Source organism: Flagellimonas onchidii (assembly GCF_004804315.1).
In the GTDB taxonomy this organism is placed as follows: Bacteria; Bacteroidota; Bacteroidia; order Flavobacteriales; family Flavobacteriaceae; genus Flagellimonas; species Flagellimonas onchidii.
Genome location: NZ_SRXX01000005.1, coordinates 109,539 through 134,776, shown reverse-complemented (window position 1 = coordinate 134,776; position 25,238 = coordinate 109,539). Strand labels below are relative to the sequence as shown.

22 protein-coding genes are annotated in these 25,238 nt (G+C 38.9%); 12 read left to right on the top strand and 10 right to left on the bottom strand.

The features are described from left to right. Positions 1 to 93: 93 nt before the first annotated feature. The 5 genes from E4661_RS07100 to E4661_RS07080 all read right to left on the bottom strand — a co-directional run bounded on the left by E4661_RS07100 (position 94) and on the right by E4661_RS07080 (position 5,813). On the bottom strand, positions 94 to 2,766 hold the full coding sequence (locus E4661_RS07100; protein WP_136466135.1) for a BamA/OMP85 family outer membrane protein: 2,673 nt from the start codon (positions 2,764 to 2,766) through the stop codon (positions 94 to 96). After that, positions 2,738 to 3,478: an isoprenyl transferase gene (locus tag E4661_RS07095; RefSeq protein WP_136466134.1), complete on the bottom strand. Its 741-nt coding sequence runs from the start codon at positions 3,476 to 3,478 to the stop codon at positions 2,738 to 2,740. The genes E4661_RS07100 and E4661_RS07095 overlap by 29 nt, the downstream gene beginning before the upstream one ends. 1 nt (position 3,479) lies before the next feature. Next, positions 3,480 to 4,163, bottom strand: a complete 684-nt coding sequence (gene porG / locus E4661_RS07090) for a type IX secretion system protein PorG (protein ID WP_136466133.1) — start codon at positions 4,161 to 4,163, stop codon at positions 3,480 to 3,482. Between the two features lie 110 nt (positions 4,164 to 4,273). Further along, a complete protein-coding gene (locus E4661_RS07085) occupies positions 4,274 to 5,155 on the bottom strand; it encodes an NAD kinase (protein ID WP_136466132.1) in 882 nt (293 codons plus the stop codon). Position 5,156: 1 nt separating this feature from the next. Next, positions 5,157 to 5,813, bottom strand: a complete 657-nt coding sequence (locus E4661_RS07080) for a CBS domain-containing protein (RefSeq protein WP_136466131.1) — start codon at positions 5,811 to 5,813, stop codon at positions 5,157 to 5,159. A gap of 85 nt (positions 5,814 to 5,898) precedes the next feature. Between E4661_RS07080 and E4661_RS07075 the strand changes: the two genes are divergently transcribed. The 7 genes from E4661_RS07075 to clpX all read left to right on the top strand — a co-directional run bounded on the left by E4661_RS07075 (position 5,899) and on the right by clpX (position 12,973). Then, a complete protein-coding gene (locus tag E4661_RS07075; RefSeq protein WP_136466130.1) occupies positions 5,899 to 6,615 on the top strand; it encodes a pyridoxine 5'-phosphate synthase in 717 nt (238 codons plus the stop codon). Beyond that, on the top strand, positions 6,615 to 7,385 hold the full coding sequence (locus E4661_RS07070) for an alpha/beta fold hydrolase (protein WP_136466129.1): 771 nt from the start codon (positions 6,615 to 6,617) through the stop codon (positions 7,383 to 7,385). The genes E4661_RS07075 and E4661_RS07070 overlap by 1 nt, the downstream gene beginning before the upstream one ends. A 132-nt stretch (positions 7,386 to 7,517) precedes the next feature. Next, complete coding sequence (locus E4661_RS07065; protein WP_136466128.1) at positions 7,518 to 9,041, top strand: SGNH/GDSL hydrolase family protein; 1,524 nt, start codon at positions 7,518 to 7,520, stop codon at positions 9,039 to 9,041. 70 nt (positions 9,042 to 9,111) lie between these two features. Then, entirely contained in the window at positions 9,112 to 9,462 is a 351-nt protein-coding gene (locus tag E4661_RS07060) for a phage holin family protein (RefSeq protein WP_136466127.1), read from the top strand. A 94-nt stretch (positions 9,463 to 9,556) separates the two neighbouring features. Continuing rightward, positions 9,557 to 10,879: a trigger factor gene (tig, locus tag E4661_RS07055; protein ID WP_136466126.1), complete on the top strand. Its 1,323-nt coding sequence runs from the start codon at positions 9,557 to 9,559 to the stop codon at positions 10,877 to 10,879. Between the two features lie 88 nt (positions 10,880 to 10,967). Continuing rightward, a complete protein-coding gene (gene clpP, locus E4661_RS07050) occupies positions 10,968 to 11,648 on the top strand; it encodes an ATP-dependent Clp endopeptidase proteolytic subunit ClpP (RefSeq protein ID WP_136466125.1) in 681 nt (226 codons plus the stop codon). An 89-nt stretch (positions 11,649 to 11,737) separates the two neighbouring features. Continuing rightward, positions 11,738 to 12,973, top strand: a complete 1,236-nt coding sequence (gene clpX / locus E4661_RS07045; protein WP_136466124.1) for an ATP-dependent Clp protease ATP-binding subunit ClpX — start codon at positions 11,738 to 11,740, stop codon at positions 12,971 to 12,973. Position 12,974: 1 nt separating this feature from the next. Here the strand turns inward: clpX and E4661_RS07040 are convergent, their stop codons facing one another. Both E4661_RS07040 and E4661_RS07035 read right to left on the bottom strand, forming a co-directional pair. After that, positions 12,975 to 13,514 (bottom strand): alpha/beta fold hydrolase, encoded by a 540-nt coding sequence (locus E4661_RS07040; protein WP_136466123.1) that lies wholly within the window; start codon positions 13,512 to 13,514, stop codon positions 12,975 to 12,977. Positions 13,515 to 13,678: 164 nt separating this feature from the next. Further along, entirely contained in the window at positions 13,679 to 15,196 is a 1,518-nt protein-coding gene (locus tag E4661_RS07035; RefSeq protein WP_136466122.1) for a GH3 auxin-responsive promoter family protein, read from the bottom strand. A gap of 100 nt (positions 15,197 to 15,296) precedes the next feature. Between E4661_RS07035 and E4661_RS07030 the strand changes: the two genes are divergently transcribed. From E4661_RS07030 to E4661_RS07015, 4 genes are read left to right on the top strand one after another with little or no spacing between them, the layout of a single operon-like run. After that, entirely contained in the window at positions 15,297 to 16,091 is a 795-nt protein-coding gene (locus E4661_RS07030) for a DUF2797 domain-containing protein (protein WP_136466121.1), read from the top strand. A gap of 43 nt (positions 16,092 to 16,134) precedes the next feature. Then, complete coding sequence (locus E4661_RS07025; RefSeq protein ID WP_136466120.1) at positions 16,135 to 17,121, top strand: metallophosphoesterase family protein; 987 nt, start codon at positions 16,135 to 16,137, stop codon at positions 17,119 to 17,121. Positions 17,122 to 17,175: 54 nt separating this feature from the next. Further along, on the top strand, positions 17,176 to 17,922 hold the full coding sequence (gene bla, locus E4661_RS07020; protein WP_205728936.1) for a subclass B1 metallo-beta-lactamase: 747 nt from the start codon (positions 17,176 to 17,178) through the stop codon (positions 17,920 to 17,922). Between the two features lie 36 nt (positions 17,923 to 17,958). After that, positions 17,959 to 18,783: an endonuclease/exonuclease/phosphatase family protein gene (locus tag E4661_RS07015; RefSeq protein WP_240751424.1), complete on the top strand. Its 825-nt coding sequence runs from the start codon at positions 17,959 to 17,961 to the stop codon at positions 18,781 to 18,783. Here the strand turns inward: E4661_RS07015 and E4661_RS07010 are convergent. From E4661_RS07010 to sppA, 3 genes are read right to left on the bottom strand one after another with little or no spacing between them, the layout of a single operon-like run. Then, positions 18,780 to 21,482: an AsmA-like C-terminal region-containing protein gene (locus E4661_RS07010; RefSeq protein ID WP_136466119.1), complete on the bottom strand. Its 2,703-nt coding sequence runs from the start codon at positions 21,480 to 21,482 to the stop codon at positions 18,780 to 18,782. The two genes, E4661_RS07015 and E4661_RS07010, sit on opposite strands and share 4 nt — an antisense overlap. A 38-nt stretch (positions 21,483 to 21,520) precedes the next feature. Beyond that, a complete protein-coding gene (locus tag E4661_RS07005; protein ID WP_136466118.1) occupies positions 21,521 to 22,228 on the bottom strand; it encodes a queuosine precursor transporter in 708 nt (235 codons plus the stop codon). A 4-nt stretch (positions 22,229 to 22,232) separates the two neighbouring features. Continuing rightward, a complete protein-coding gene (sppA, locus tag E4661_RS07000; protein WP_136466117.1) occupies positions 22,233 to 23,993 on the bottom strand; it encodes a signal peptide peptidase SppA in 1,761 nt (586 codons plus the stop codon). A gap of 69 nt (positions 23,994 to 24,062) precedes the next feature. Between sppA and folK the strand changes: the two genes are divergently transcribed. Next, the gene (gene folK, locus E4661_RS06995; protein ID WP_136466116.1) at positions 24,063 to 25,208 is read left to right on the top strand and encodes a 2-amino-4-hydroxy-6-hydroxymethyldihydropteridine diphosphokinase; all 1,146 of its coding nucleotides are present in this window, start codon (positions 24,063 to 24,065) and stop codon (positions 25,206 to 25,208) included. Positions 25,209 to 25,238: the final 30 nt, after the last annotated feature.

Below are 25,238 nucleotides of genomic sequence, written 5' to 3'. Positions count from 1 at the left end.
ATTCCGCTTTTACAAAGAAAATATCGTGCCAAAATAACTAATTAATTCAAAATGAGCTGTTTATTACGTTAAGATGCCCATATTTTCTTAGAGTTAAAATTGCTGACCGATAATGAAGTGCGTTTGCCAGCCGCTTGGCCCAACTGAGGATGGATTTGCATCTGAATCGAATCCATATCCAAAATCAATACCCAAGAGACCAAATGCCGGCATAAAAATACGTAGCCCCACTCCGGCAGATCGTTTTAATTCAAACGGATTAAATTCACTAAAATTGTTAAAGGCGTTACCCGCTTCCAAAAAAGTAAGTGCATAGATGGAAGCAGATGGTTTCAAGGTCAACGGATATCTAAGTTCTAGAGAGAATTTATTATAAATTGTACCTCCATCCCTTTCATTTTGACCTGTTATTGCATTTCGGCTAAAAGGAGTCAAAGAGCTGTTTTCATAACCTCTAAGTTGTACTACATCCCGGCCGTCAAGTGTAAAGTTACCAAGGCCATCCCCTCCTACAAAAAAGCGTTCGAAAGGTACAGCACCTATGTCATTGTTATAGCTTCCTAAAAATCCGAACTCTGCATTGGTTCGAAGTACCAACTTATCCACCAAGTTGGTATACCAATCTCCCTTAAACTTAATCTTGTAGAATTCCAACAGTTTAAAGCGTTCTTCTTCCAAAGTTTCTATTTCATCACTAAGGCGAACAAATTCGGCCTGTTCTTCCACGGTTCCGGTATTTGGTCCACCGATTTCTATTAACCGAGTTGTTTTATCATTGATTTGGGATCGTATCTCCTTAAAATCCTTGCTTCCAAAAAGTGAATATGGCGGTGTAAACTTCGCTGTCAATTCAAAGTTTGAACCAGTCATTGGAAATATTCTACTAGGCCCTTGCGAGCTTCTAGAAATACCTAATGTATAGCTCAAGGAGTTTGAGCTACCATTACCAAAGTTGAAAAGTCCGTTATTGAAATTGTTAAAATCGTAGAGCTGATAGGCAACAGAATGAGAAACGGTAAAGAAATCATCTGGCCATCGTACCCTTTTGGCCAAACCTGCAGATACACCAGTAATGGCAAACCCTCTGTTCTTGTCCACATCGAATCTACCCCTACTATTAAAACTGGTAGCAAACTGCTGCGTTCTTGATAAGGAAAGATTAAATCTAACCGGTTTTTTACCGCCTAACCATGGTTCTGAAAAATTTAAACTGTAGACCCTAAAAGTTCTACTCGCCTGCAAACGTAACGCAAAAGTTTGCCCATCACCCATGGGAACGGGTTTGTACGCTTCTCCATTAAAAATGTTCTTTAGGGAGAAATTGCTAAATGAAAGTCCGAGGGTTCCTATGAAACCACCTCCACCAAAACCACCTTGCAACTCAATTTGGCTGGAGCCCGACTCCACTAAACTGTAATTGATGTCCACTGTACCAGCATTAGGGTTCGGATTTTGAATGTCCGGAGCAATCTGCTCAGCATCAAAAAAGCCTAATTGTCCAAGTTCACGAATACTTCTTACAATATTGTCTTTGCTATATTTCTGCCCGGGCTTAGTTCGTAGTTCCCTAAAAATCACATGGTCGTTGGTTTTGTCATTACCGGTAACCGTTACGTGATCTAAAAAGGTTTCTTTACCCTCTATAATTCTAATCTCAAAGTTAATAGTATCGTTGATTGCAGATACCTCTACCGGATTGATGCTAGAAAAAAGATAGCCATTATTTTGATAGAGATTGGTCAAATCTTCTCCATCGGGCTTAGAATCATCGGCAATTCGCTTTTTGAGTAACACGCCATTGTACGTTTGTCCCTTACGAATTCCCAAAACTTGACTCAATATCCTATCCGAATAAACAGAGTTTCCAACAAAATTGATATCTCCAAAATAGTACTTGTTGCCTTCCTCTACATTTATTTTTAAATCAATACTTTTTTCGTCTACCTTGACAAAGGTGTCCGAAAGTACCCTTGCATCTCTATATCCCCTTTCAGCATAAGTATCGATCAGATTGGAGAGATCTTCCTTGTATTGATCCTCTATATATTTTGATTTTTTCCAGAAACGGTAGAATTTTTTCTTTTTGGTCTTTTTTAGTGATTTCTGCAATCTTTTGTCGGACAACTGCTCATTTCCATCAAAAACAATACTTCTAATCTTTACTTTATCACCTTTTTTTACATTGATTACCATGCTCTGCGTATTTGCTCCTATGGTATCTGAAGCCGTGGCAATGGTTACTTTGGCGTTTAAAAAACCTTGTTTTTTGTATTTATTTTCCAAATAGTTTTTGGTATTCGCAATAAGGCTCTCTGTAATTTTCTTGCCTTTTTTGAGGTCAGTATCGTCGAGGATGTCTTCTACTTTACGTTTTTTGACTCCATATATAGTGACATTGGAAAGCGTTGGACGTTCCAAAATATTCAATTCCAAAAATATTTTGTTGCCCTCTATTTTGGTGTAATAGAACTCAACATTGCTGAAAAGTTCCAAGCCCCACAGTTTTTTAATAACCGCACTAATTTCATCCCCGGGGACGGTGATAGGTTGCCCCACGCGAAGTCCGGTATAGGTCTTAACGGTTTGCTCGTTATAACTTTGAAGACCCGTTACGGTCAATCCGCCTAAAATATATTCCTTCCCATTCTCAAAAGAGGTATCCTGCGCAAAGCTTTGGCTTGTAAAAAGTATAAGGATGAGTAATTTTAGATATAGTTGGGTGGTATTTTTCGTAACCTTAGTTAAGTTGTTCGCTAGTTTTTCCAAATCGTCGTTCTCTATTTTGGTAACTTAATATTGCCTCTACCAAATGATGCTCACTAAAATCCGGCCAAAATACATCAATAAAATGTAATTCAGCGTATGCAATTTGCCAAAGTAAAAAATTGCTTATCCTTTGTTCCCCACTGGTTCGGATAAGCAAGTCCACATCTGGCATGAAATGCGTGTAAAGATGGTCATTAATAACGGTTTCGTCAATATTTTCAGGTGCAATTATACTATTTTTAACTTTGATACTGATTTCTTTAACAGCAGTTTTTAATTCTTCCCTAGAACCGTAGCTCAAGGCCAAAGTAAGGGTCATACCAGTGTTATCAGCGGTTTTAGAAATGACCTCTGCCAATTCTTTTTGTGCTTTTGAAGGAAGGGAATCAATATTCCCAATAGTACAAAGTCTTATGTTGTTTTTGGTCAATGTTTGTAATTCCTTTCGAAGAGAGGACACCAGAAGCCTCATCAATGTTTCTACCTCCAATTTGGGGCGATTCCAATTTTCTGTAGAAAAAGCGTAAAGGGTAAGGTACTCTATCTGAAGTTTTGCACAACTTTCAACCGTGCTGCGTACGGCCTTCACCCCATTCTCATGGCCAAAAACCCGAAGTTTCCCCCTTTGTTTGGCCCATCTTCCATTACCGTCCATTATCACGGCTACGTGCTTGGGGAGTTTGTTTTTGTCTACGTCCTCTAGTGTATGCATTTTATTGAAAACAATCCTGGCAAGGTTTGCGCCCAAAGGTATACGTTAATGTAATACCAGAAAAGACGTACCAGTCATCGCTCAATATATTTCCGAATCTGAAGCTTTCAAAATTGGAACCTTCCGGGTTACTCCCATCCAGATTATCCGTAAAGGTATATCTGGCCCCAATCTCTGCTCCTAGAATCAAAAATTCATTTAAACGATATTTGGCCCCTACCGTCATTGGAATTGCAAAACTACCTTCTTTTTGGTTAATATCCTGCACTTGTAGAGCATCAAAATAATTAAAATCGTACCTGAAGTACGTTAATCCTGTATAAAGATAGGGAGTGAAGGCTGGTCCGAGCTTATGAAGATTATATTCCACAAAGTTAAACTCCAGACCTGCAGAGAACTCCAATACTGAATTGTCGATCACATATTGGCGTTGTCTTCTAGAAGATTTACTTGATTTGGTATCATCTGCGGTAAAGGTTCCGTACAACACACTTGCTCGCCAGGCGTACCTTTTACTTTTGTTCCATTTAAACAATCCACCAAAAGCAGGGCCCGAAGGTAAAATAAAATTGGTCCTGCCCACATCTCCTATGACGTTAGCTCCGCCAGCAAAAAGACCAACCTCATAGGTTTGAGCACTGACCTTGAACACACAACAGAGTAAAATAGCCAAAACTATCCGCATACAATCAAAAACTTAAACATATTAGAGGTAAAGGAAAGTCAATAGGGTATACTGTTTGAATGTTCTCTTTTGATAAACAGCTTTTAGCTTCTTTTATTGTTTTGATAGGTTCAATTACGCTTATCTTGGCCCCAAAGCAACTTGTTTCTGAGTGTTTTCAAGAAGCTTTCTGATTTATATTCGATCATTTTAATGGTAAAATCTGATTTTCGTACCCTGATTTCCTTCCCATTGGGGATACTGGCAATTCTTGAATCCAACGAGACCAGATGATTTTCTTCCCTACCAGATACTTTCAACCTAATTTTGGTATTATCGGAAATAACCAATGGCCTTGCATTAAGGTTATGCGGGGCAATAGGTGTCAAAACCAAGGATTTTGCCGAAGGTTCTATCACCGGTCCTCCACAACTCAAAGAATATCCTGTGGAACCTGTTGGAGTGGATACTATTAAACCATCGGCCCAATACGAGGTAAGATATTCTTCGTTCAAATACGTTTCAACTGTAATCATCGAGGTGGTATCTTTTCTGCTGACCGTAATCTCGTTGAGGGCAAAATTCAAATCTCCAATTTCTTCTAATTCGGAATGCAATTCCACTTCTACCAAACTTCGTTCCTCAATGGTATAATTTCCTTTCGTGAATTCGGTTACAACTTTGCGGACATCTTCTTTTTTAAAGGTTGACAAAAAACCAAGTCGACCGGTGTTCACCCCAACAATGGGTATCCCCAAGTCTTTTACATAAGTAACTGCCCGTAGCATGGTACCGTCCCCCCCAAAACTGATGAACATCTCAAAGGAGGAGTCCAAACCAGAGTTTTGGGAAAAAGTACTGTAATTGAAACTCGAGATATGTTCAGAGACAAGCTGATCAAAGCCTAATTCCAAAAAAATGTTGGCCTCAATTTTTTGAAGTTCCTCCAACAATGCAATTAGATAGGTCTTGTCCTCTTCATGAAAACTTTGCCCGTAAACCGCTACTTTCATCCTAAACGTTAAGGTATTTTTCCAGATAGTCCGATCGTTGCTTCAAATCCTCCAAAAACTGGTCATCACTATTACCAAAGACAATATTATAATTATATCTTCTGAAGGTCTGGGCCACTTCATTCAAATTTTCGGAGCCAACTTTAAGTGTAATTTCCACTACATCATTTTGTGAATCGGTAATAAAAGCTCCCAACAAACGGGCATTGTTACTTTCTACTATTTGGGCAATTTCGCTAAAAGAATAGTCTTTGATTCCAATGGAAACCACAAGGATTCCTCCAGGTTCCCTAAAAAAAGGTGTATCGATAAAAACAGAGACAATATCCTCAAGATCATAATATCCCATGATGATTTGGTTATCATCGAGCACAGGTAAAATATTTGCCTCGTTCCTAGAGAACATTTCGAGCACATCCAACCAAGCAGTTTCCTTGGTCACAAAAAAGGTTTCCAATTCATAGCGGAAGCTTTCAATATTTTTTTTGGGCTCAAAACATGCCAAATCATTCTCTGACAGTAATCCAATGAAAACCCCATCCTCAGTAACCGCAACATGGGAAAAAGTAGTCTCCTCAAAAAATCGGATAACCTCTTCCAAAGTCTCTGAGACTTCAAAAATAGGTACGGTAGATACTATTTGATCTTGGATTTGCATAACAATTTATTCTAGCGCAAAATACTAATTTTAAATCGCAAAAGGCGTGCCTAATTCTTATTTTTGACGTTCAAAACTGCTATACATGACAAAACTAAGCGTCAATATCAACAAACTGGCAACCCTTAGAAATTCAAGGGGAGGCAATATGCCCAACTTGGTGAAATCCGCAAAGGATATCGAATCTTTCGGTGCCCAAGGCATTACTATACATCCAAGACCCGATGAACGCCATATACGATATCAAGATGCATATGACCTCAAAAACGTAGTTACCACCGAGTATAATATTGAGGGTAATCCAATACCTAAGTTCATCGACCTTGTCTTGGCCATAAAACCCACTCAAGTCACTTTGGTTCCTGATGCTGAAGATGCTATTACCTCAAATGCTGGCTGGAATACTGTAAAGCACAAGGACTTTTTGGTTGATGTAATCCAAACGTTCAAAGAAAATAGCATACGGACATCGATTTTTGTGGACCCCGATGTTCAAATGGTCGAAGGGGCTGCAGAAACAGGGACTGACCGAATAGAACTTTACACCGAGAGCTTTGCCCATGATTTTGCGCTTGGAAATAAATCTGAAAGCATCAAACCCTTTGCCGAAGCAGCTAAAAAGGCCAATGAATTAGGTTTAGGCATTAATGCAGGACACGATTTAAACCTGGACAACATTCAATTTTTTAAAGAAAACATCCCTAACCTATTAGAAGTTTCCATAGGCCATGCACTTATCTGCGAATCTATTTACTTGGGGCTTGAAAATGTTATCAATATGTATTTACACAGGCTGACGTAATGGAAGTATTACATTCAAAGATTCTTGGAGAAGGGCAGCCCTTGTTGATTTTACATGGTTTTTTGGGCATGTCCGACAACTGGAAATCCTTGGGAAATCAATACGCCCAAAACAATTTTCAAGTTCATCTGATTGATCAGCGTAATCACGGAAAGAGTTTTCATTCCGATGATTTTGATTACGGGTTCATGAGCTCGGATGTCATTCAGTATATGGATCATCATCAAATTGAAAGGGCCCATTTTATTGGGCATTCCATGGGCGGCAAAACGGTAATGCAATTGGCGGTCACCAACCCTGACCGAATTTCCAAACTATTAGTGGCCGATATTGCGCCAAAATACTACCCGCCACATCATCAATATATAATAGATGCTTTGGGCAAATTGGACCTTGATTCAATTTCTAGCCGAAAAGAAGCCGACACGGTACTTTCCCAATACCTTCCAGAATTTGGCATTCGACAATTTCTTTTAAAAAATCTTTTCTGGGAGGAACCTGGAAAACTAGGGTTTCGTTTCAATTTTGATGTTCTGAAAGACAAAATGGATGAGATTGGAGAAAACATCAATTCGAATGAAAAATATGATGGCCCCACTCTTTTCCTTCGTGGTGATCGGTCAGAATACATTCTTCCTAATGATTTCTCTGAGATAAAAAAACACTTTCCAAATTCTGAAATTGAAACTGTTTCCAATGCCGGACATTGGCTGCATGCAGAAAACCCTAAGCAGTTTTCCGAAAAGTCCTTACGCTTTTTAAATTCATAAATTTTACTGCCTTTTATTATGCATGCATAATTTTTTTGCCCATTTTATTGCCTGAATAACAAATTTCACCTAGTTTTGGTAAGACTGGTTTAAACATAAATTTAACTTACGCTAACTCAAACAGATTTGAATATGAAAAAGTTATATGCTCTGCTCCCCTTCTTAGGCTTATTCTTGATTGCCTGTGAAGATGATGAAGCTCCAATAGTAACACCGCCAGAACCAGACCCCGTGGTTTACACTGCCGGAACAGCCAATTTCTCTAAATATGTCGCCATAGGAAATTCTCTAACGGCAGGTTTTTCTGACAATGCGTTGTTTAGGGCTGGACAAGAAGCTTCGTTTCCAAATATGTTGGCTTCCAACTTTGCTTTGGTAGGTGGAGGAGCTTTTGAAATTCCTTTTATGGCGGATAATCTAGGTGGCGCCACATTGCAGGGAAATCCACTTTTGGGAAATAGATTGATTTTGTCTTTTTTACCTGATGGTCCTGCCCCAACTCCTGTTGCTGGCACTGGATCCACTGAAATTTCCACCAAACTTACCGGACCATTTAACAACATGGGCGTTCCTGGTGCCAAAAGTTATGAATTGTTAGCTCCGGGATATGGAAGTTTGGCCGCTTTGGCTTTGGGAGCTGCCAACCCATACTTTGTTAGGTTCTCTTCGGGCGAAGATGCCACTGTTATCGGAGATGCAGCAGCTCAACAAGCTACCTTCTTTTCGACCTGGGTGGGCTCTAATGACATCCTTTTGTATGCCACCAATGGAGGTTCAGGAACAGACCAAACAGGAAACATTAATCCTGCCACATACGAGCGAAACGATATTACTGACCCCAACGTTTTTGCAAATGCTCTTAATGGCATCCTTGCAACCATGACCGCTGGAGGAGCAGATGGTGTCATTGCTAACATTCCAAATGTAACGGATATTCCTTATTTCACTACCGTACCGCATAACCCGGTTCCTCTAGATGAGGCTACCGCCACACTTTTAAACGGTTCTTATGCGGCTTACAATGCAGGAGTAGCCGGTGCCTTGAATTTTCTTGTGGGTCAGATGGCCATTACCCAAGAGGAAGCAGACATGGAAATAGCCAAAAGAACCATTTCCTTTTCCGCTGGAGATAGTAATGCCGTAGTAATTCTTGATGAAGATTTAACTAATTTGACCGGTATCAACTCTGCACTTATAAACATGAGGCAAGCTACCGCAGAAGACCTAATGGTTTTGACCTCTCGCACATTTATTGGGTCACTGGCTAACCCGCAGGATCCAACATCAATTAATGGAGTTGCAATTCCCCTAGAGGATAAATGGGTATTAACACCTGAAGAGCAAACTGCGATAAGCAATGCCCTTACAGCTTATAATGCAACAATAGAAGCTCTCGCAACTCAATTTGATTTGGCTTTTGTCGACGCCAATGCATTGTTGAGTGAATTGAAGACCTCTGGTTTTCCTTTGCCAGATGGCAGTACAGTCACTTCTACTTTTGCCACAGGAGGAGGATTCTCTTTGGATGGCGTGCACCCGGCACCTCGTGGGTATGCTATTCTTGCCAATGCTTTTCTCGAGGCCATAAATGAAAAATTTGGGTCCAATCTACCCGGAGTGAATCCACTTGACTACACAGGGCTTTACATCGAGTAACTAACTCAAATTCACTATATTTATAGGCACCGTTTCAGCGGTGCCTTTTTTGTTTAAACCAATTTTGAAGATGAAACTAATTATCAGATTATTATTAAATGCTTTAGCTGTAATCATTCTTTCCTATGTATTGCCAGGAGTTGATGTTGACAGTATAACCACTGCAATTATAGTGGCTTTGGTTCTGGCATTGCTTAACTTTTTGGTGAAGCCATTTTTAATTATTCTGACGTTGCCCATTACCATCATTACGTTAGGTTTATTTCTTTTGGTGGTCAATGCACTCATAATACTGATTGCTGCAAATTTTATTGATGGATTTGAAGTTTCCAGTATTTGGTGGGCTATAATTTTCAGCCTACTACTATCTTTTTTACAATCTATTTTACATTCAATTTTCAAAGAGGATAAAAAGAATTGATTGTATTTGGAAACCAATACTTTAAAAAGTTGGCACCAATCAGAAAATGCATTACTTTTGCCACCCATTTTTGAATAGCAAAAAAAGGTAGGAGATGAATATCACAAAAGAGCAGATTGACGAGCTAAATGCAGTGGTAAAAGTTGCCATAAGCAAGGATGACTATAAAGATAAGGTAGAAAAAATTCTGAATGATTACAGAAGACAGGCTAACATACCTGGATTTAGAAAAGGACATGTACCTATGGGCCTTATCAAAAAACAGTATGGAAAAGCGGTTTTAGTAGATGAAGTAAACAAATTACTTCAAGACAACCTTAACAAATATCTTACCGAGGAAAAATTGGATGTTCTAGGAAATCCACTTCCAAAACAACAGGAAGATTTTGACTGGGACGGTGACAGTCTCGATTTTGAATTTGAATTGGGATTAGCGCCAAATTTTGAAGTCAAGGTAAAGACCAAAAAAGCAGTTACCCAATATAAAATCGTTGCTGATAAAAAAATGGTCAATGAGCAAGTAGACCGCATCAAGAAACAGTACGGTAAATTGGTTTCAAAAACTGAAGCTGGCAAGTCTGATGAACTGACCGGTTCTTTCAAAAATGAAGCTGAGGAAATAGAAAACAAGACTACTATTGAACTTGATAAAATCAAGGGCAAAAAAGCTTTAGATGCCCTTGTGGGCAAAAAAGTGGGTGATTCAGTTCAACTAAAAACCAAGGGGCTTTTTAAAGAAGATTACCTGTTATCCAGTGCCTTGGGAGTTAGTAGGGAAAAAGCTGAGAAACTTAATGTCGAAGTCTCATTTGTCATTGAAGAAATCAACGAACGCCAACCCGCTGTTCTCGACCAAGAGTTATTTGATAAATTATTTGGAAAGGACACTGTAAAATCGGAAAAAGAGCTTCAGGAGAAAATCAAAGAGGACACTGAAAAGCAATTTGAGCAACAATCCGACCAAAAATTATTGAACGATATCACGGAAAGATTGATTGAAGACACCAAATTTGATCTTCCATCAGAATTCTTAAGAAAATGGATTCAAGTCAGTGGCGAAAACCCTCTAACAGATGATGAAGCCAAAGAAGAATTTGAAAAGTCTGAAAAAGGACTTCGTTATCAACTTATAGAAGGTAAAATTATCAAAGAAAATGACCTTCAAGTTCAATTAGACGAGTTGAAAGAGTTTGCCAAAGGCTTTATCAAGTCACAAATGGCGCAATATGGACATTTGGACCCCCAAGAAGAAGAATTGGAAAACATCGCGACTCGTGTAATGAGCAATCAAGACGAAGTAAAAAGACTCTCAGAGCAGCTGATGAGCCAAAAACTATTGACTTTCTACAAAGAACACGCAAACCTCAAGGTAAAAGAGGTTACCTATGATGACTTTGTTAAGGAAGCCTACAGCTAGATTGGGCTAAAAGAAAAATAAGTATCTTTACGGTGCCGAAAGCTTAGTTTTCGGCACCTTTTTTTTAAGCTAAATCGAAGAAATTCCTATGGATTACGGAACAGAGTTCAAAAAATATGCCACCAAACATCATGGGGTCAACAGCATGTATTACGACCAAATCGTGAGTAGTATGTACCCAGTTGGAATGACTCCAAACATTATAGAGGAAAGACAGCTGAATGCCATAGCCATGGATGTCTTTTCAAGATTAATGATGGACAGGATCATATTTATGGGTACAGGCATCAATGATCAGGTTGCCAATATTATCCAAGCGCAGCTGCTCTTTTTGGAAAGCGCAGATGCCTCAAAAGATATTCAAATCTATATAAATTCACCTGGCGGAAGTGTTTATGCCGGATTGGGCATTTATGACACGATGCAGTTTATAAAACCGGACGTAGCTACTATTTGTACCGGTATTGCTGCATCCATGGCTGCTGTATTGCTCTGCGCGGGCGAAGAAGGCAAACGTAGTGGGCTATCTCATTCACGTGTAATGATACACCAACCCTTGTCTGGAGCACAGGGCCAAGCCAGTGATATAGAAATTGCTGCTAAAGAAGTTCTTAAAATCAAGGATGAATTGTATCAGATTATTGCCAAACATTCTGGACAGTCGTTTGATAAAGTCTATGAGGATAGTGATCGAGATTATTGGATGAGGGCAGATGAGGCCAAAAAATATGGCATGATCGACGAAATTTTGGTAAGGGATAAGTCCTAAAAACGAACAAATAAGATAAAAAACAACCACTAATAACAAACAAAACACAGATTTTTTACGTTATTAGTGATTGAACTTTAAATGTTTATATGGCAAAGGAAAACTTGGAATGTTCTTTTTGTGGTAGAAAAAAACCTGAGACCAACCTTCTTATAGCTGGTCTAGACGCACACATTTGTGACAGATGTATAGAACAAGCCCATAGTATTGTAGCTGAGGAATCCAAACAATCTAAAAATCAAGACCTTTCTTCGGAATTGGTTTTGAAAAAACCTCTTGAAATTAGAGACTTTTTGGACACTTTTGTTATTGGGCAAGAGCGCACCAAAAAGGTAATGTCGGTTGCTGTCTATAACCATTACAAAAGGCTTTTACAGCCAAAGGGCAAGGATGATGATGTTGAAATCCAAAAGAGTAATATTGTTATGGTCGGACAAACGGGTACTGGAAAAACCCTTATTGCCAAGACCATAGCCCGAATGTTGAATGTTCCTTTAGCCATTGTCGATGCCACGGTTTTAACGGAAGCCGGTTATGTTGGAGAAGACGTTGAAAGTATCTTGACAAGGTTGTTGCAAGCTGCTGATTATAACCTTGAAAAGGCAGAAAGAGGTATTGTTTTCATTGACGAAATAGATAAAATTGCCCGAAAGAGTGACAACCCATCAATTACCCGAGATGTTTCAGGTGAGGGTGTTCAACAAGGTCTTTTGAAATTATTGGAAGGAACCGTTGTCAATGTTCCACCTAAAGGTGGGCGAAAACATCCAGATCAAAAATTTATTGAGGTAAATACAGAGAATATTCTTTTTGTGGCCGGAGGTGCTTTTGACGGTATCGAGCGCATCATCACCAAAAGATTGAATATGCAAGCAGTTGGCTATAGTGCTTCAAAGGCAGAAGATCGTCTGGATAACGAGAATATTCTTCAATACATTATTCCAAAAGATTTAAAGGAATTTGGACTTATCCCTGAAATCATTGGACGACTTCCTGTACTCACTCATATGAATCCTTTGGATGCCAAAACATTAAGGGCCATTCTTACCGAACCCAAAAACGCCATTATCAAACAGTACGAAAAACTGTTTGCTATGGATGACATTTCATTTAGCATTACGGAACAGGCATTGACCTATATTGTGGAAAAAGCCGTTGAGTACAAATTAGGAGCCAGAGGATTGCGCTCTCTGTGCGAGGCTGTATTCACGGATGCAATGTTCACACTGCCGAGTAGCGACGAAAAGGAATTTAAGGTGACCAAGGCCTATGCCGAGGAAAAACTTTCGTATGAAACCATAAAGAAATTAAAAGCAGTTTCGTAGACTAAACTGCTTTTTTGGTGACCTTTGTGAGCAGGCTTAAACAAACTTCTGATATAATTTTCTCATCTGAGTACAATTGATGCCCAAAGTTCGGAATCACATTGATTTCAGTTTCTAGTTTGTTAGCCCAGTCCTTACTCGGTCGAAATTCATCTTTCCCTCCATATATAAGGTTCATTGGTATATCAGGTTTCTCATTTTCCAACCTTATCCTGGTAGGTGAAACAGCTGTAAGTGATTTTACTGGCAAACCTTTCAATGCAGCTTTCCACGCCACGGTACCCCCAGTACTAAATGCCAAATAATGACTCGCCTCGGTTTCTTTTTTAAGTAAATGGGCTACTGCCGTATCAATACCGCCCTCTACAAAAGCCTTGTGAATATTTTCTTCGGAAGAAACAGGTGTATCAATGCATCCCAATTGTTGACAATCGTAAAAGACAATGTCATAATACTGTTGAAGATATCCAAAATAAGATGTAATCCAAAGACCCTTTTTAACTCCCCACATATCGGAGATAATAACAAGTTTTTCAGCCATAACCAATTTTTTTAGTTTAACAAGATGAGGGAACTTAAAATTTCAGAATCAAACTTCACCCATAAACGAGGAAAATCCATATTTATTTGACAAAAACGGAGGTTTGTTCGATAAAATGAGGTGTTAACGAAAACGTTTTCGCAGCCTTGGCCTAAGAATGAGAATCAGTTCTTAAGGTTTAATTGGAGTAATTCGTCAATATAAGCTCTTTCATTGGATAATCTGGGAATCTTGTGTTGCCCTCCTAACTTATTTTTGGATTTGAGCCAGTCGTGAAACAGGTTTGGACGGGCAACATGAACCTTTGGCATACGCAATGTAATATTATTATAACGTTTAGCTTCATAATCTGAATTAAGTGATTTCAGTGCATTATCCAAAAATTCTGTAAAGTAAGCCACATCCTTGGGCGGTTTCCTAAACTCGATTATCCATTCATGAGCACCTTTTTCACTACCGTTCATAAAGATAGGAGCAGCAGTATAATCCTTTATCTGGGCATCCGTCTTTTGGCAAATTTGGTTCAAGGCCTCCTCTGCATTTTCAATAATCAATTCTTCCCCAAAAGCATTGATAAAGTGCTTGGTACGGCCAGTAATCCGTATCCTATATGGATTTTTAGAAGTAAAACGAACCGTATCTCCAATCTTATATCGCCACAAACCGGCATTTGTTGTAATCACAATAGCGTAGTTGACCCCTATCTCAACCTTCCATAAGGGAATGGCTTTTTCTTCTTTTCCATAAGAATCCATTGGGATAAACTCATAAAAAATACCATAATCCAACATTAAAAGAAGGTCTTGGGAATTGTTCCTGTCCTGAATCCCGAAAAACCCTTCCGAGGCATTGTAGGTCTCATAATAGTTGAAGTTTTTTCTGGGCAGTAATCGTTTGTATTGTTCTCGATATGGTGCAAAGCTAACACCTCCATGGAAATAGACTTCTAGGTTCTCCCACACCTCAAAAAGATTCTTTTTTCCTGTTTTCTCCAATACATCATTAAGCAATACAAGCATCCATGACGGTACTCCTGCCAGACTTGTTACGTTTTCTAGAATGCTTTCATCAATAATAGCCTTGAGCTTAGGCTCCCAATCGCTCATCAATGACACTTTGTTGCTTGGAGTACTGCTATATTCTGCCCATAGTGGCATATTATCTATCAAAATCGCCGATAGGTCACCAAAAAAAGTACCGTTATCCTCATATAACTTTTTGCTTCCACCCAAACGAAGACTCTTGCCTCGAAACAATTGAGAATTCTCATTATTATTAAGGTAAAGACAAAGCAAATCCTTACTGGATTTATAATGACAATCTTCCAAGGCTTCAACACTTACTGGAATAAACTTACTCTTTGCATTTGTTGTACCACTACTTTTGGCAAACCACTTTATAGTAGTAGGCCAAAAAAGGTTTTGTTCGCCCTGCCGACTACGTTCTATCAAATCGGCTATACCTTCATAATTTACAATGGGCACACGATTCGCGAATTCCTCGTACGTTGCAATATCCTTAAACCCGTATTGCTTTCCCAGCATGGTGTCCTTTGAAAAATCCACTAAATGCTGAAGCACCTCCCCTTGCACATCCAAAGGATATTTTAGAAAAAGCTCTATTTGGTGGTATCGTTTTTTTAACAACCAAGAAGCTATTGAATTGAATAAGGGTATTGGCATTTTTAGGTATCTTTAACCTATTACAAGGTTGGGTGCTTTAGCTAAAATAGGTCATCTAACCTTCATTTTCAAATCAGCTTAAAAACACATTCATTCTACTATGCTTTACGAAGGTGTATTACAAAAAATGCAGACCGAACTGGGTTCTCCCATTCAATATTACTTGGTTTTCGAGAACGATTTTTTGAACATGAATCAATTGTTGAACAAGGAAATCCAAATTGACTTCATCAAGTATCAGTGTTTGAACTGTGGGAGGGAAAGACCCATTTATCGTCAAGGTTTTTGCAAGTCTTGTTTTTATGAATCCCCAGCAGCCGGCGATTGGATTATGAAACCAGAGCTCAGTACCGCTCATTTAGGTAAAGAAGATCGTAATCTGGAATATGAAAAGAAAGCGCAATTGCAACCACATATCGTGTATTTGGCCAATAGCAGTAATGTCAAAGTTGGGGTCACCAGAAAATCACAAGTCCCAACACGATGGATTGATCAAGGTGCCCACGAGGCGATTGAAATTGTTGAAGTCCCCAATAGGTATTTGGCAGGAATTACAGAAGTAGCGCTTAAAGCTCATGTAAGTGACAAAACAAGTTGGCGTAAAATGCTCACCAATACTATTGAAGATGTTAATCTAGTGGAATGGCGTAGTAAATTAAAGCCAAACGTTCCGGACGAAGTGCTAGATTATTTTATCGATTCGAATTCAGAAACCCATTTAGACTTTCCTGTTTTACAGTACCCAGAAAAAGTCAAAAGCCTTAACCTAGAAAAAACTCCTAGTTATTCGGGTATCTTAAAAGGGGTAAAAGGTCAATATTTACTCTTTGAAGATAGTACCGTTTTCAACATACGGGGAAGCGAAGGATACTACGTTGGAATTGACATCAAATAATTGAAAATAACTTCCAAAACCCCTATAACCAAAAATCAACCAAATGAAAAACAGAAGAGACTTTGTCAAAATTCTTTCAATAGGTGGCCTAGCGGCAGCGCTTCCAACAAGTCTTAGCGCTCAAAATTTGACAAAGAACAAAAGGAAATCATTAAATTTCGGTATCTGCGCAGATATCCATAAAGATATTATGCACGATGCGGACTCCAGATTAAAGGCCTTTGTCGATGAAGCCAAGGAAAAAAATCTAGATTTTATAATTCAACTAGGAGATTTTTGCCGCCCATACGATCACAATCTAGATTTCATGTCTATTTGGAACAGTTACCCTGGAAAAAAATACCATGTCATCGGAAACCATGATATGGATGGCGGTTTTACCCGAGAACAAGTTGTTGAATATTGGAACTCCGAGGGGAAATATTATTCATTTGATTGCAACGGATATCATTTTATTGTTTTGGATGGAAATGACAAAGATCCGTCACCCAATCGTCCTAAAGGATATGCCCGATATATTGGAAAAGAGCAGCTCGAATGGCTTGAAAAAGATTTGGCAGAAACCCAATTACCAACAATTGTTTTCTGTCACCAAGGGTTGGATAACGATTTAGGGGGTATTTATAACGGCACCGAGAGTAGACTGGTTTTGGAACAGGCCAACGAACAAGCTGGTTTTCAAAAAGTACAGTTTGTTTTTTCAGGTCATCATCATCAAAACTATCACAACAATATCAATGGCATACACTATATTCAGATAAACAGCATGTCGTATCAATGGTTGGGAGACGATTTCAAACACATTCGTTATAGCGAAGCGGTGGATAAAAGCCATCCCTGGATAAAATATACCGTTCCATACAAAGATCCAATATGGGCATATGCTGAAATTTCTACGGACAATACCTTCCGCTTATTCGGAAAAAAGACAGAGTTCGTGGGACCTTCTCCTAAAGACCTTGGTGTCGATATGAGTAAATATGGATATCCTATCGTTCCCTATATTTCAGACAGAAAAATTGAAATTTAAAAATTAGAAATACAGTTATCCAAAGCTAGAAAAGCTACAGCGCATAATTTTAAAATGAAATTCATAAATAATAAGACATTCGTTTTTCTAAGCATCTTAATTTTACTTTACTGTTGTGCTGAGAATAATAAGCCACCAAAATTCTATAGTTCAGAAACGTTGACCGTTGAACCTCTAAACACTAATGTTTTTGTTCATGTTTCGTATTTAAACACAAATGATTTTGGTAGAGTGCCCTGCAATGGTATGGTTTATTTTAATGAAGATGAAGCCATAATTTTTGATAGTCCGACCGATAACTATGCAACTAAAGAACTTATTGATTGGGTCGAAAAAGTGCATAAGAAAAAAATCGCTGCAGTTGTCGTCACCCATTTTCATAAAGATTGCTGGGGTGGGCTGCGGCAGTTTCATGATGCAGGGATAAAGTCATTTGCCAGTCAAAAAACAATCGATTTACTTGCACAAAAAGGACTTGAGCTTATACCAGAGCAAGGTTTTGTCAATGATACGGAAATCGCGGTCGGTACAGAGCCTGTTTTTATAAAGTATTTTGGCGAAGGACATACAGTAGACAATGTTGTTGGATACATTCCATATAAAAAAGCATTGTTTGGTGGCTGTCTGGTTAAATCCCTAAAAGCCGGCAAGGGAAATCTGGAAGATGCCAATGAATCTGAATGGGCCAATACGGTTGAAAAAATAAAGCAACAATACCCTGACTTGCAAATTGTAGTGCCAGGGCATGGAAAAAGTGGAGGAATAGAGCTTTTGGATTATACCATTCAATTATTTAAATAACATTTTAAGCACATAGTTTCATCTATTTAAAAAATCATGAAAAAAAAGTACGTACTGCTCCCATTGTTGATGATGATCTTTAGCCTAAACGCCCAACATTCAATAATGACCTACAACATTCGATACAACAATCCGAATGACAAAGAAAACTGGTGGGAAAACCGAAAAGAGGATGTCGCCAAGTTGATTTCTCATTACAAACCAGATATTTTGGGCATTCAAGAGGGTCTTCACGACCAAGTGACGTATTTGGATGATACCTTAACAAACTACTCCTATGTTGGTGTTGGGCGAGATGATGGCAAGCAAAAAGGGGAATATGCCGCCATTTTTTTTAACCCAGATAGTCTGGAAATATTGGATACAAAAACCTACTGGCTTTCTGATACGCCCCACATGGTTTCTGTGGGATGGGATGCCTCCATGGAGCGAATTGTCACATATGCCATGTTCAAGGACAAAAACACCAAAAAGACGATTCACGTATTCAATTGTCACTATGACCATATTGGAAAAGAAGCCAGAAAAAATTCATCTAAGCTCGTTCTAGGTTTGATCAATGACATGGAGATTCAAGACGAACCTATTGCAGTGATCGGAGATTTGAACAGTCACCCCGACGATGAACCCATTCAAATTTTAAAAGCTGAATTAGATGATGCCTTCGAAATAAGTAAAATCCCAGCCCATGGACCTATAGGAACTTTCAATGGTTTTAACCCCGATAAAAAACCCACAGCAAGAATTGACTACATTTTAACCAAAAACATTCCTGTAATCAGTTATGATGCTATTGATGACCGAAGAGAAAATAACCTTTACCCCTCTGACCATTTACCTATTTTTTCTCTATTGTACTAGTTGTTTACCGTGTCTTTTTTCTTTTTGCCCAAAAGTCCACCCAAAATAGACTTTGCGGTGTTTTTAACAGGGTCTTCAGAGTTTGTTGAGTCCTTGGCTTGGGTGCTATCTTCTTTTTTGCCCCCTAAAAGATCACCCAAAGCCTCCTTAACTCCGGAAGACTCCACTTGCGTGGAATCTTGATCATCCTTTGCAAACACATCGGACAACATGTCTTTTGCAGTATCTTTCCCTTGATTCAAAAGTTTCTGCTTTTGGATATCCACCAATTGCTTGGTCAATTTGGTAATACCTGAACTAAGGTCCGTACTTACCGATGGACTTGTATAGCTACCTCCAATATTGGCAACCACCGGAATGGTTACATCCTTTAAACTTTCGTCATCCATTTTAGCAATAAGATCGTTTACCTCGCTTCCCAGATATTTAGCCGGAACATCCAAGGTAGCCTTATATTGCAATTGTTTGTCAAACGTATGACTCCCGTCCACGTTTACGGCTATATCCTTATATTTTATCTCAAATGGTTTCACCTTGACCGAGCCATTATCAAAACTTAAGGCGGTTTTCAAGTCACTCAAATCCAATTCGTCGGTATTCAAAAAATTCAATTGATTATCCAAAGCGGAAAACAATGGAGCGTTCTCGGCACTTACCTTTGTGGAAAGCAGTTCTGCCAGTACATCTCCTGAGACCGAAGCCAAATGAGGCGTAAAATCTTCTTTCAAGTCTCCGGATATTTTAATATCTGAATTAAGTTTTCCTTGAAGCGCATTCGCCAAAGGAGCCAATACTTTGAAAAGTTCCAATGAGGAAAAGGACTCTCCAATATTAAAATTGTTCATTCCCAAATTCATATTGAAAGTGGATGTTTCATTCTTGGTGGAGACAGCACCAGATACTCCTAAAGTACCTCCAAATAAATCGGAAGTTAGATTTTGAACCGTTGCGGTTTCATCCTTAATGACCAATGTTCCTTTCACATTTTTCAATTTAAGGTTGTCATAAAGCACTGTTCCAGCGGAAGCATCAATCTTGCAATCCAAAAAAGACGGAATCTTGATACGCTCTTCAATTTCTCCTTCAGAATTGGTATTACCCTCTATTTCTTCCATAGAGCTTTCTTCTTCAACCATAAAGTCACTTAGGGCAAAAGTGTTCGAGGAGAGCCTAAAATCTCCTTTGATGTTTTCCTTGTTGAATAAAAATCCGAGCAGATTGGTCAGTGTACCGCTTGCATCAAAATCCGTTTGACCTGTTTTTCCTTGAAAAGAATTCAACGAAACGGTTTCTGGAGTAAAAGTCACCGCTGCCGAATTGATTGCTACGGGATTCTTCAATTCGTCTGAGGCATATTCAAAATCGGTAAGTTCCAAATTACCATTGGTCCTAGTGTTCTGATATTGATTATTTTCTAAAGAAGCCATATCAAAGGAAGTGGTCACATCAGCTTCCAGCTTACCTTTCAAATCGTAATCAGAAGGAATCGGATAAGCCTGGGAAATATTCTCCAAATTCATTTTTCCGTCCAAATGGGCGCTTATCTTGGTATTCCCCATCAAGTCCCGAATCTTTGAGGTCAAACTAAACTTGTCTTGATCAATGGTAAACGATAACTTTTGGATATCCACGTAGGTGTCTTCTGTTATTCCTGTGGTATTGTTGATTTCAGTATCGATAAATACATTGCGTACTGATTTTGGTAAATCCGGATACTTAAAAGAAGCGTTCTCTGAATTCACTTTGATGTTGAAAGCAGGTATATGAGTTTCATCAACAATGCCTTTAAATTGTCCGGCCAACTCAAAATTACCCGTAGTTTGAACATTTTCAATATTCTTAGAATACGTTTCAGGGATTACCGCCAGGAAATTTTTAAAATCAGAAGAAGGTGTCTTAAAACTAATATCAACTTCCTGATTCTCTTCGTTCACCTTAACAAAACCGTCAAAAACCAACGGTAATTGGTTTACCATAGCCTTGTTCTCTAAAAATGAATATTTGTTTTCTTTAAGGTCTATACCAATCAGAGCATCCAAAAACAACTTGTTCTTGTTCAAATATTTGGTGCTGTCCATTTCAAAGGAAACAAGGGCATCGGTCATGGTCTTTAGCTCAGATGTTTCTATAGAAAGGTCACCAGTACCAGAATGGTTCATCTCTGAAATTTCCAAACGCATACCAGCAGCCAAGTCTTCATATATAATGTTGGAATTGGTAATTTCATATGAATCCATTGCTAAGGTGAAATTGGAGGATTCTCCGCTTTCTTCTGCTACTGTGTTTTCATCCTCTTGCTTTCCAATATCGTAATTGGCATTTTCCTGGGCATCTACTTTTATGTGGAGTTTAGCACCGTCAATCAACAATCTTTTAATGGTTATGGGTTCTTCTGCCGATTTAAACAGCTCATTAATCGACATTTTGAGCTCAATTTGATTCGATGCAAACAGGGTATCTCCTTCAAATGGAGCATTATTTACCAACGAAATCTGTTGTAATTCTACATTTGCACTTGGGAAACTTTTGATCAGGCTCAAGCTCGCATCATCAAAATCGAGCGTCGCGTTGATATTATTGTTGACCTTATTCTTTATAATTTCCGCAATCTTCCCTTCTAGCAACAAGGGTAGGGAAATAATCAGCGTAACAAGGACAAGTAGGGTTATGCCAATGATTTTAAAGGCTTTAGTTCTCATAATTTGGGCTTTATAATAACAAAATAAGCAAGAAGTGCTTAATTAAGGTCTATTTCTTCCCCTAATTTTAGGTTAAATCTTTTTCGTATGAGATATACGAAAAAATAGAGCAAAGGGGTGTCGAGCAGGGCAATAAAAACCTTAAAAAAGAATCCACTGATGACAAGACCGTAGAAAAGTTTCCATGGAATCTCGCCAAAACTGCATAGTAACAACACCACAGTAAAGGTGTCTATAAACTGTGAGGAAAAGGTAGAAAAGTTATTTCGAAGCCATAAATATTTCCCTTTGGTGAGCCTTTTCCAGAAATGGTATAACTGAATATCCACAAATTGAGCCAATAGATAGGCCATCATTGAAGCAAAAACTGCCACAATGGTATTGCCGAAAACCGAATGGAACAGTTCATTGGAAACGGGAGACCAGTCTGTTGCTGATGCCGCCGATGCTGTATAAACGATCAATAAAGAAAAGAATGAAGCAAAAATACCGGCCACAACTACTTGATTGGCCTTCTTTTTTCCGAAAATCTCAGAAATAAGGTCGGTAATCAAAAAGGTAATGGGATAAGGTAAAATGCCTACAGACACCTCAAATAGCGGAGCACCAAAAATGGTGATATCTCCGAAAGGATTCCAATAAAAAAACTTCTGAAAAATAAGGTTGGACACCACCAATGAAGTAATAAACAGCGCCCCTAAATACAGGTAGATGGAAAACGCGACTTTTTTATCTCTCGGCGTCATCCGATTATTTAATATTTAGACTAAAAGGCATCTTGGCTTGTATTCCCTTTTGTTTCGTCAATTGTTTGAGTTCTTTTAGGATTTGAAAGGCTTCATTTCCAATTTCTTCACGAATCAGAGTTTCCCCAATTTTGACTTTGGCCCCACCAAAACTTTCCATAAACCGTTCAAAATCGGATTTATACTTGGGATATTTTCGAACCCCGTAAGTATCAAGCTCGGCCATTTCTGCCGCAGCGGCTATGGCATCATCTAAACTTCCCAGCTCATCAATCAATCCATTTGCTTTTGCATCAACCCCACTCCACACCCTGCCTTGAGCTATAGCATCCACTTGTTCAACACTCATATCTCTTCCAGATGCAACCCGTTCCAAAAAGGTATTGTACGTATCTTCGATTCCTTCTTGAATCACATCTCTAAACTTGGGGTTCATGGGTTCAAACAACGAATAGTCCACTGAATTTTTATTGGTACCTACCTGTTCAGCGTTGATTCCAATTTTCCCTGCCAGTTCACTGACATTGGGAATGGTCCCAAAAACACCTATGGACCCTGTGATGGTAGTGGGTTCAGCAAAAATCTTATCGCCACCCACTCCAATATAATATCCACCCGATGCAGCTACGTTTCCAAAGGAAACCACAACAGGTTTGGTCTCTTTGGCCAACTCGACCGCTCTCCAAATGATATCCGAAACCAAGGCGCTTCCACCAGGGGAATCGACGCGTAGTACAATCGCCTTAACATTCTCATTTTCTACGGCCTTTTGTAATGCAGTGGATATAATACCCTGCCCTATAGTTTCTTTAGAACCCTCTCCATAATATATTTCTCCCTGAGCATAGATTACCGCAACTTTGTTCTTGCCAACATGCAGCTTTTTTCTATTGGCGAGGCTTACATAATCGGAAAAACCGACATATTCAATAGCCTCCTCCTGATTTAAACCAAGTTTGTCTTTCAGCAATACCTCGTATTCATCAAAATGAAGATTCCCGTCAATGAGGCCAGATGCTACAGCAAATTCTGGAGTACGACCACCTAAGGTATCGGCAATCATGTTCAATCGTTGACCCGTCATTCCACGGGAGGTTCCTATTTCACCAACCATTTCATTCCATAATGAGGTAATTAATTCCTTGATCTGTTCCCTATTTTCAGGGCTCATGGTATCCGAAAGATAGGGCTCTACCGCACTTTTGTACTTTCCATGTCGAATGACCTCCATTTTTATTCCGGATTTTTCCTGTAAATCCTTAAAGTAGAGCACTTCGGTGGACAACCCCTTAAAATCCATCCCCCCTACCGGATTTAGGTATACTTCGTCAGCGACACTAGCCAAATAGTAATCTTTTTGAGTGAAAAAGTCAGAGTGGGCATAAACAAATTTTCCAGACTCTTTGAACTCGTTGAACGCCTTTCTTATTTCTTGAACTTGGGCCAATCCTGCTCTTAAAAAACTAGTAGTGAGACTGATACCTTGGATGTTCTCGTCTTGCTCAGCCAGTTTAATTGCATGGATTATCTCATCCAGTCCAGCTTCATCATCAGAAAATGCTGAGAAAGGATTCGTCTCATCTTTGCCCAGATAATCCCTGATAGGTTCCGTGAAACTAATTTCCAATACCGAATTTTTCTTAACTACCACACCGTCATCAGCAGTACTCACCAAGGTGGCAAACACGAAAAATATACCCATCACTATTCCAAATGCCACCAAACTCCCCAAAATTGCGGCCAACAGGTTCCTCAAAAACGCCATTTATAAAAATTTTATTCCTCGTCAAATATAACCATTGTTATATTGTTTTGTTTCTTTGTTTTTCTGATTATGAGTCAAAAACAACAGGTATATCTTTCGTTGGGAAGCAACATGGGCAATCGCATTCTTAGCTTGCAAAATGCCTTGTTCAGTATTCAAAACAATATTGGCGAAATCGTTTCGGTTTCCGGAGTTTACGAAAATCCTGCAGTGGGTTTTGAGGGAGGTGACTTTTTAAATGCATGTATTGCCTTGCAGACCGAACTCCCGCCCACCAAATTACTTGCTTCACTTTTACAGATTGAAAGAGATTTTGGACGTGAGCGAAACACCTCTGAAGGATACCACTCCAGAACTTTGGATATCGATATCATTTTTTATGGAAACGAGATTGTCTCCTCTGAGGAGTTGACCATCCCCCACCCAAGCATGGCGCTTCGAAACTTTGTACTCAAGCCTTTATCAGATATCGTTCCTCAATTTTATCATCCCATAATAAATAAAGACATTCGTAATTTGTTGCAACAGTGCAAAGACCGAAGCAAACTACAAAAAACCCAACATAGACTCTTTAAGTCTAGAATGGAGCTTTTTTCCCAGTTGCAGTTCATTGCGATAGAGGGCAACATAGGAGCAGGGAAAACCACCTTAACCAAAATGATTGCATCGGACTTCAATGCAAAATTGGTGTTGGAACGTTTTGCAGACAATCCCTTTCTTCCCAAATTCTATAAAGATCAGGCGAGATATGCCTTTCCTTTGGAAATGTCCTTTTTGGCGGACCGCTATCAACAATTTACGGATGACACCTTACAATTTGATCTTTTTAAAAATTTCATGGTCAGTGACTATGATATTTTCAAATCTTTGATTTTTGCCCAAATCACTTTACAGAAGGAGGAATTCAATTTATATCGCAAGGTGTTTAATTTTATGTACAAAGAGGTTAAAAAACCGGACATCTATTTGTACCTCCATCAAGACACTGAACGTCTTCTAGAAAACATAAAAAAAAGAGGAAGAGATTACGAACAGGATATTAGTCCTTCATATTTAGATAAAATTAACAGAGGGTACCTCGATTTTATAAAGGCCCACCCCAACCAAAATAGCATGATTCTAAATCTGGGAGACCTAGATTTTGTAAACAATACCGGCGACTACGGGACTATACTCAAGGCTCTAGGAGATCAAATTATTTTGTCCTGCTTTTAAGAGAATTTTTAGAAAATGTTTGGATATAAC

Coding starts and splice junctions, on each gene's coding strand:
- E4661_RS07095 (WP_136466134.1), bottom strand. CDS start 3,478: ATGCATACACTAGAGGACGTAGACAAAAACAAACTCCCCAAGCACGTA.
- porG (WP_136466133.1), bottom strand. CDS start 4,163: ATGCGGATAGTTTTGGCTATTTTACTCTGTTGTGTGTTCAAGGTCAGT.
- E4661_RS07085 (WP_136466132.1), bottom strand. CDS start 5,155: ATGAAAGTAGCGGTTTACGGGCAAAGTTTTCATGAAGAGGACAAGACC.
- E4661_RS07080 (WP_136466131.1), bottom strand. CDS start 5,813: ATGCAAATCCAAGATCAAATAGTATCTACCGTACCTATTTTTGAAGTC.
- E4661_RS07075 (WP_136466130.1), top strand. CDS start 5,899: ATGACAAAACTAAGCGTCAATATCAACAAACTGGCAACCCTTAGAAAT.
- E4661_RS07070 (WP_136466129.1), top strand. CDS start 6,615: ATGGAAGTATTACATTCAAAGATTCTTGGAGAAGGGCAGCCCTTGTTG.
- E4661_RS07065 (WP_136466128.1), top strand. CDS start 7,518: ATGAAAAAGTTATATGCTCTGCTCCCCTTCTTAGGCTTATTCTTGATT.
- E4661_RS07060 (WP_136466127.1), top strand. CDS start 9,112: ATGAAACTAATTATCAGATTATTATTAAATGCTTTAGCTGTAATCATT.
- tig (WP_136466126.1), top strand. CDS start 9,557: ATGAATATCACAAAAGAGCAGATTGACGAGCTAAATGCAGTGGTAAAA.
- clpP (WP_136466125.1), top strand. CDS start 10,968: ATGGATTACGGAACAGAGTTCAAAAAATATGCCACCAAACATCATGGG.
- clpX (WP_136466124.1), top strand. CDS start 11,738: ATGGCAAAGGAAAACTTGGAATGTTCTTTTTGTGGTAGAAAAAAACCT.
- E4661_RS07040 (WP_136466123.1), bottom strand. CDS start 13,514: ATGGCTGAAAAACTTGTTATTATCTCCGATATGTGGGGAGTTAAAAAG.
- E4661_RS07035 (WP_136466122.1), bottom strand. CDS start 15,196: ATGCCAATACCCTTATTCAATTCAATAGCTTCTTGGTTGTTAAAAAAA.
- E4661_RS07030 (WP_136466121.1), top strand. CDS start 15,297: ATGCTTTACGAAGGTGTATTACAAAAAATGCAGACCGAACTGGGTTCT.
- E4661_RS07025 (WP_136466120.1), top strand. CDS start 16,135: ATGAAAAACAGAAGAGACTTTGTCAAAATTCTTTCAATAGGTGGCCTA.
- bla (WP_205728936.1), top strand. CDS start 17,176: ATGAAATTCATAAATAATAAGACATTCGTTTTTCTAAGCATCTTAATT.
- E4661_RS07015 (WP_240751424.1), top strand. CDS start 17,959: ATGAAAAAAAAGTACGTACTGCTCCCATTGTTGATGATGATCTTTAGC.
- E4661_RS07010 (WP_136466119.1), bottom strand. CDS start 21,482: ATGAGAACTAAAGCCTTTAAAATCATTGGCATAACCCTACTTGTCCTT.
- E4661_RS07005 (WP_136466118.1), bottom strand. CDS start 22,228: ATGACGCCGAGAGATAAAAAAGTCGCGTTTTCCATCTACCTGTATTTA.
- sppA (WP_136466117.1), bottom strand. CDS start 23,993: ATGGCGTTTTTGAGGAACCTGTTGGCCGCAATTTTGGGGAGTTTGGTG.
- folK (WP_136466116.1), top strand. CDS start 24,063: ATGAGTCAAAAACAACAGGTATATCTTTCGTTGGGAAGCAACATGGGC.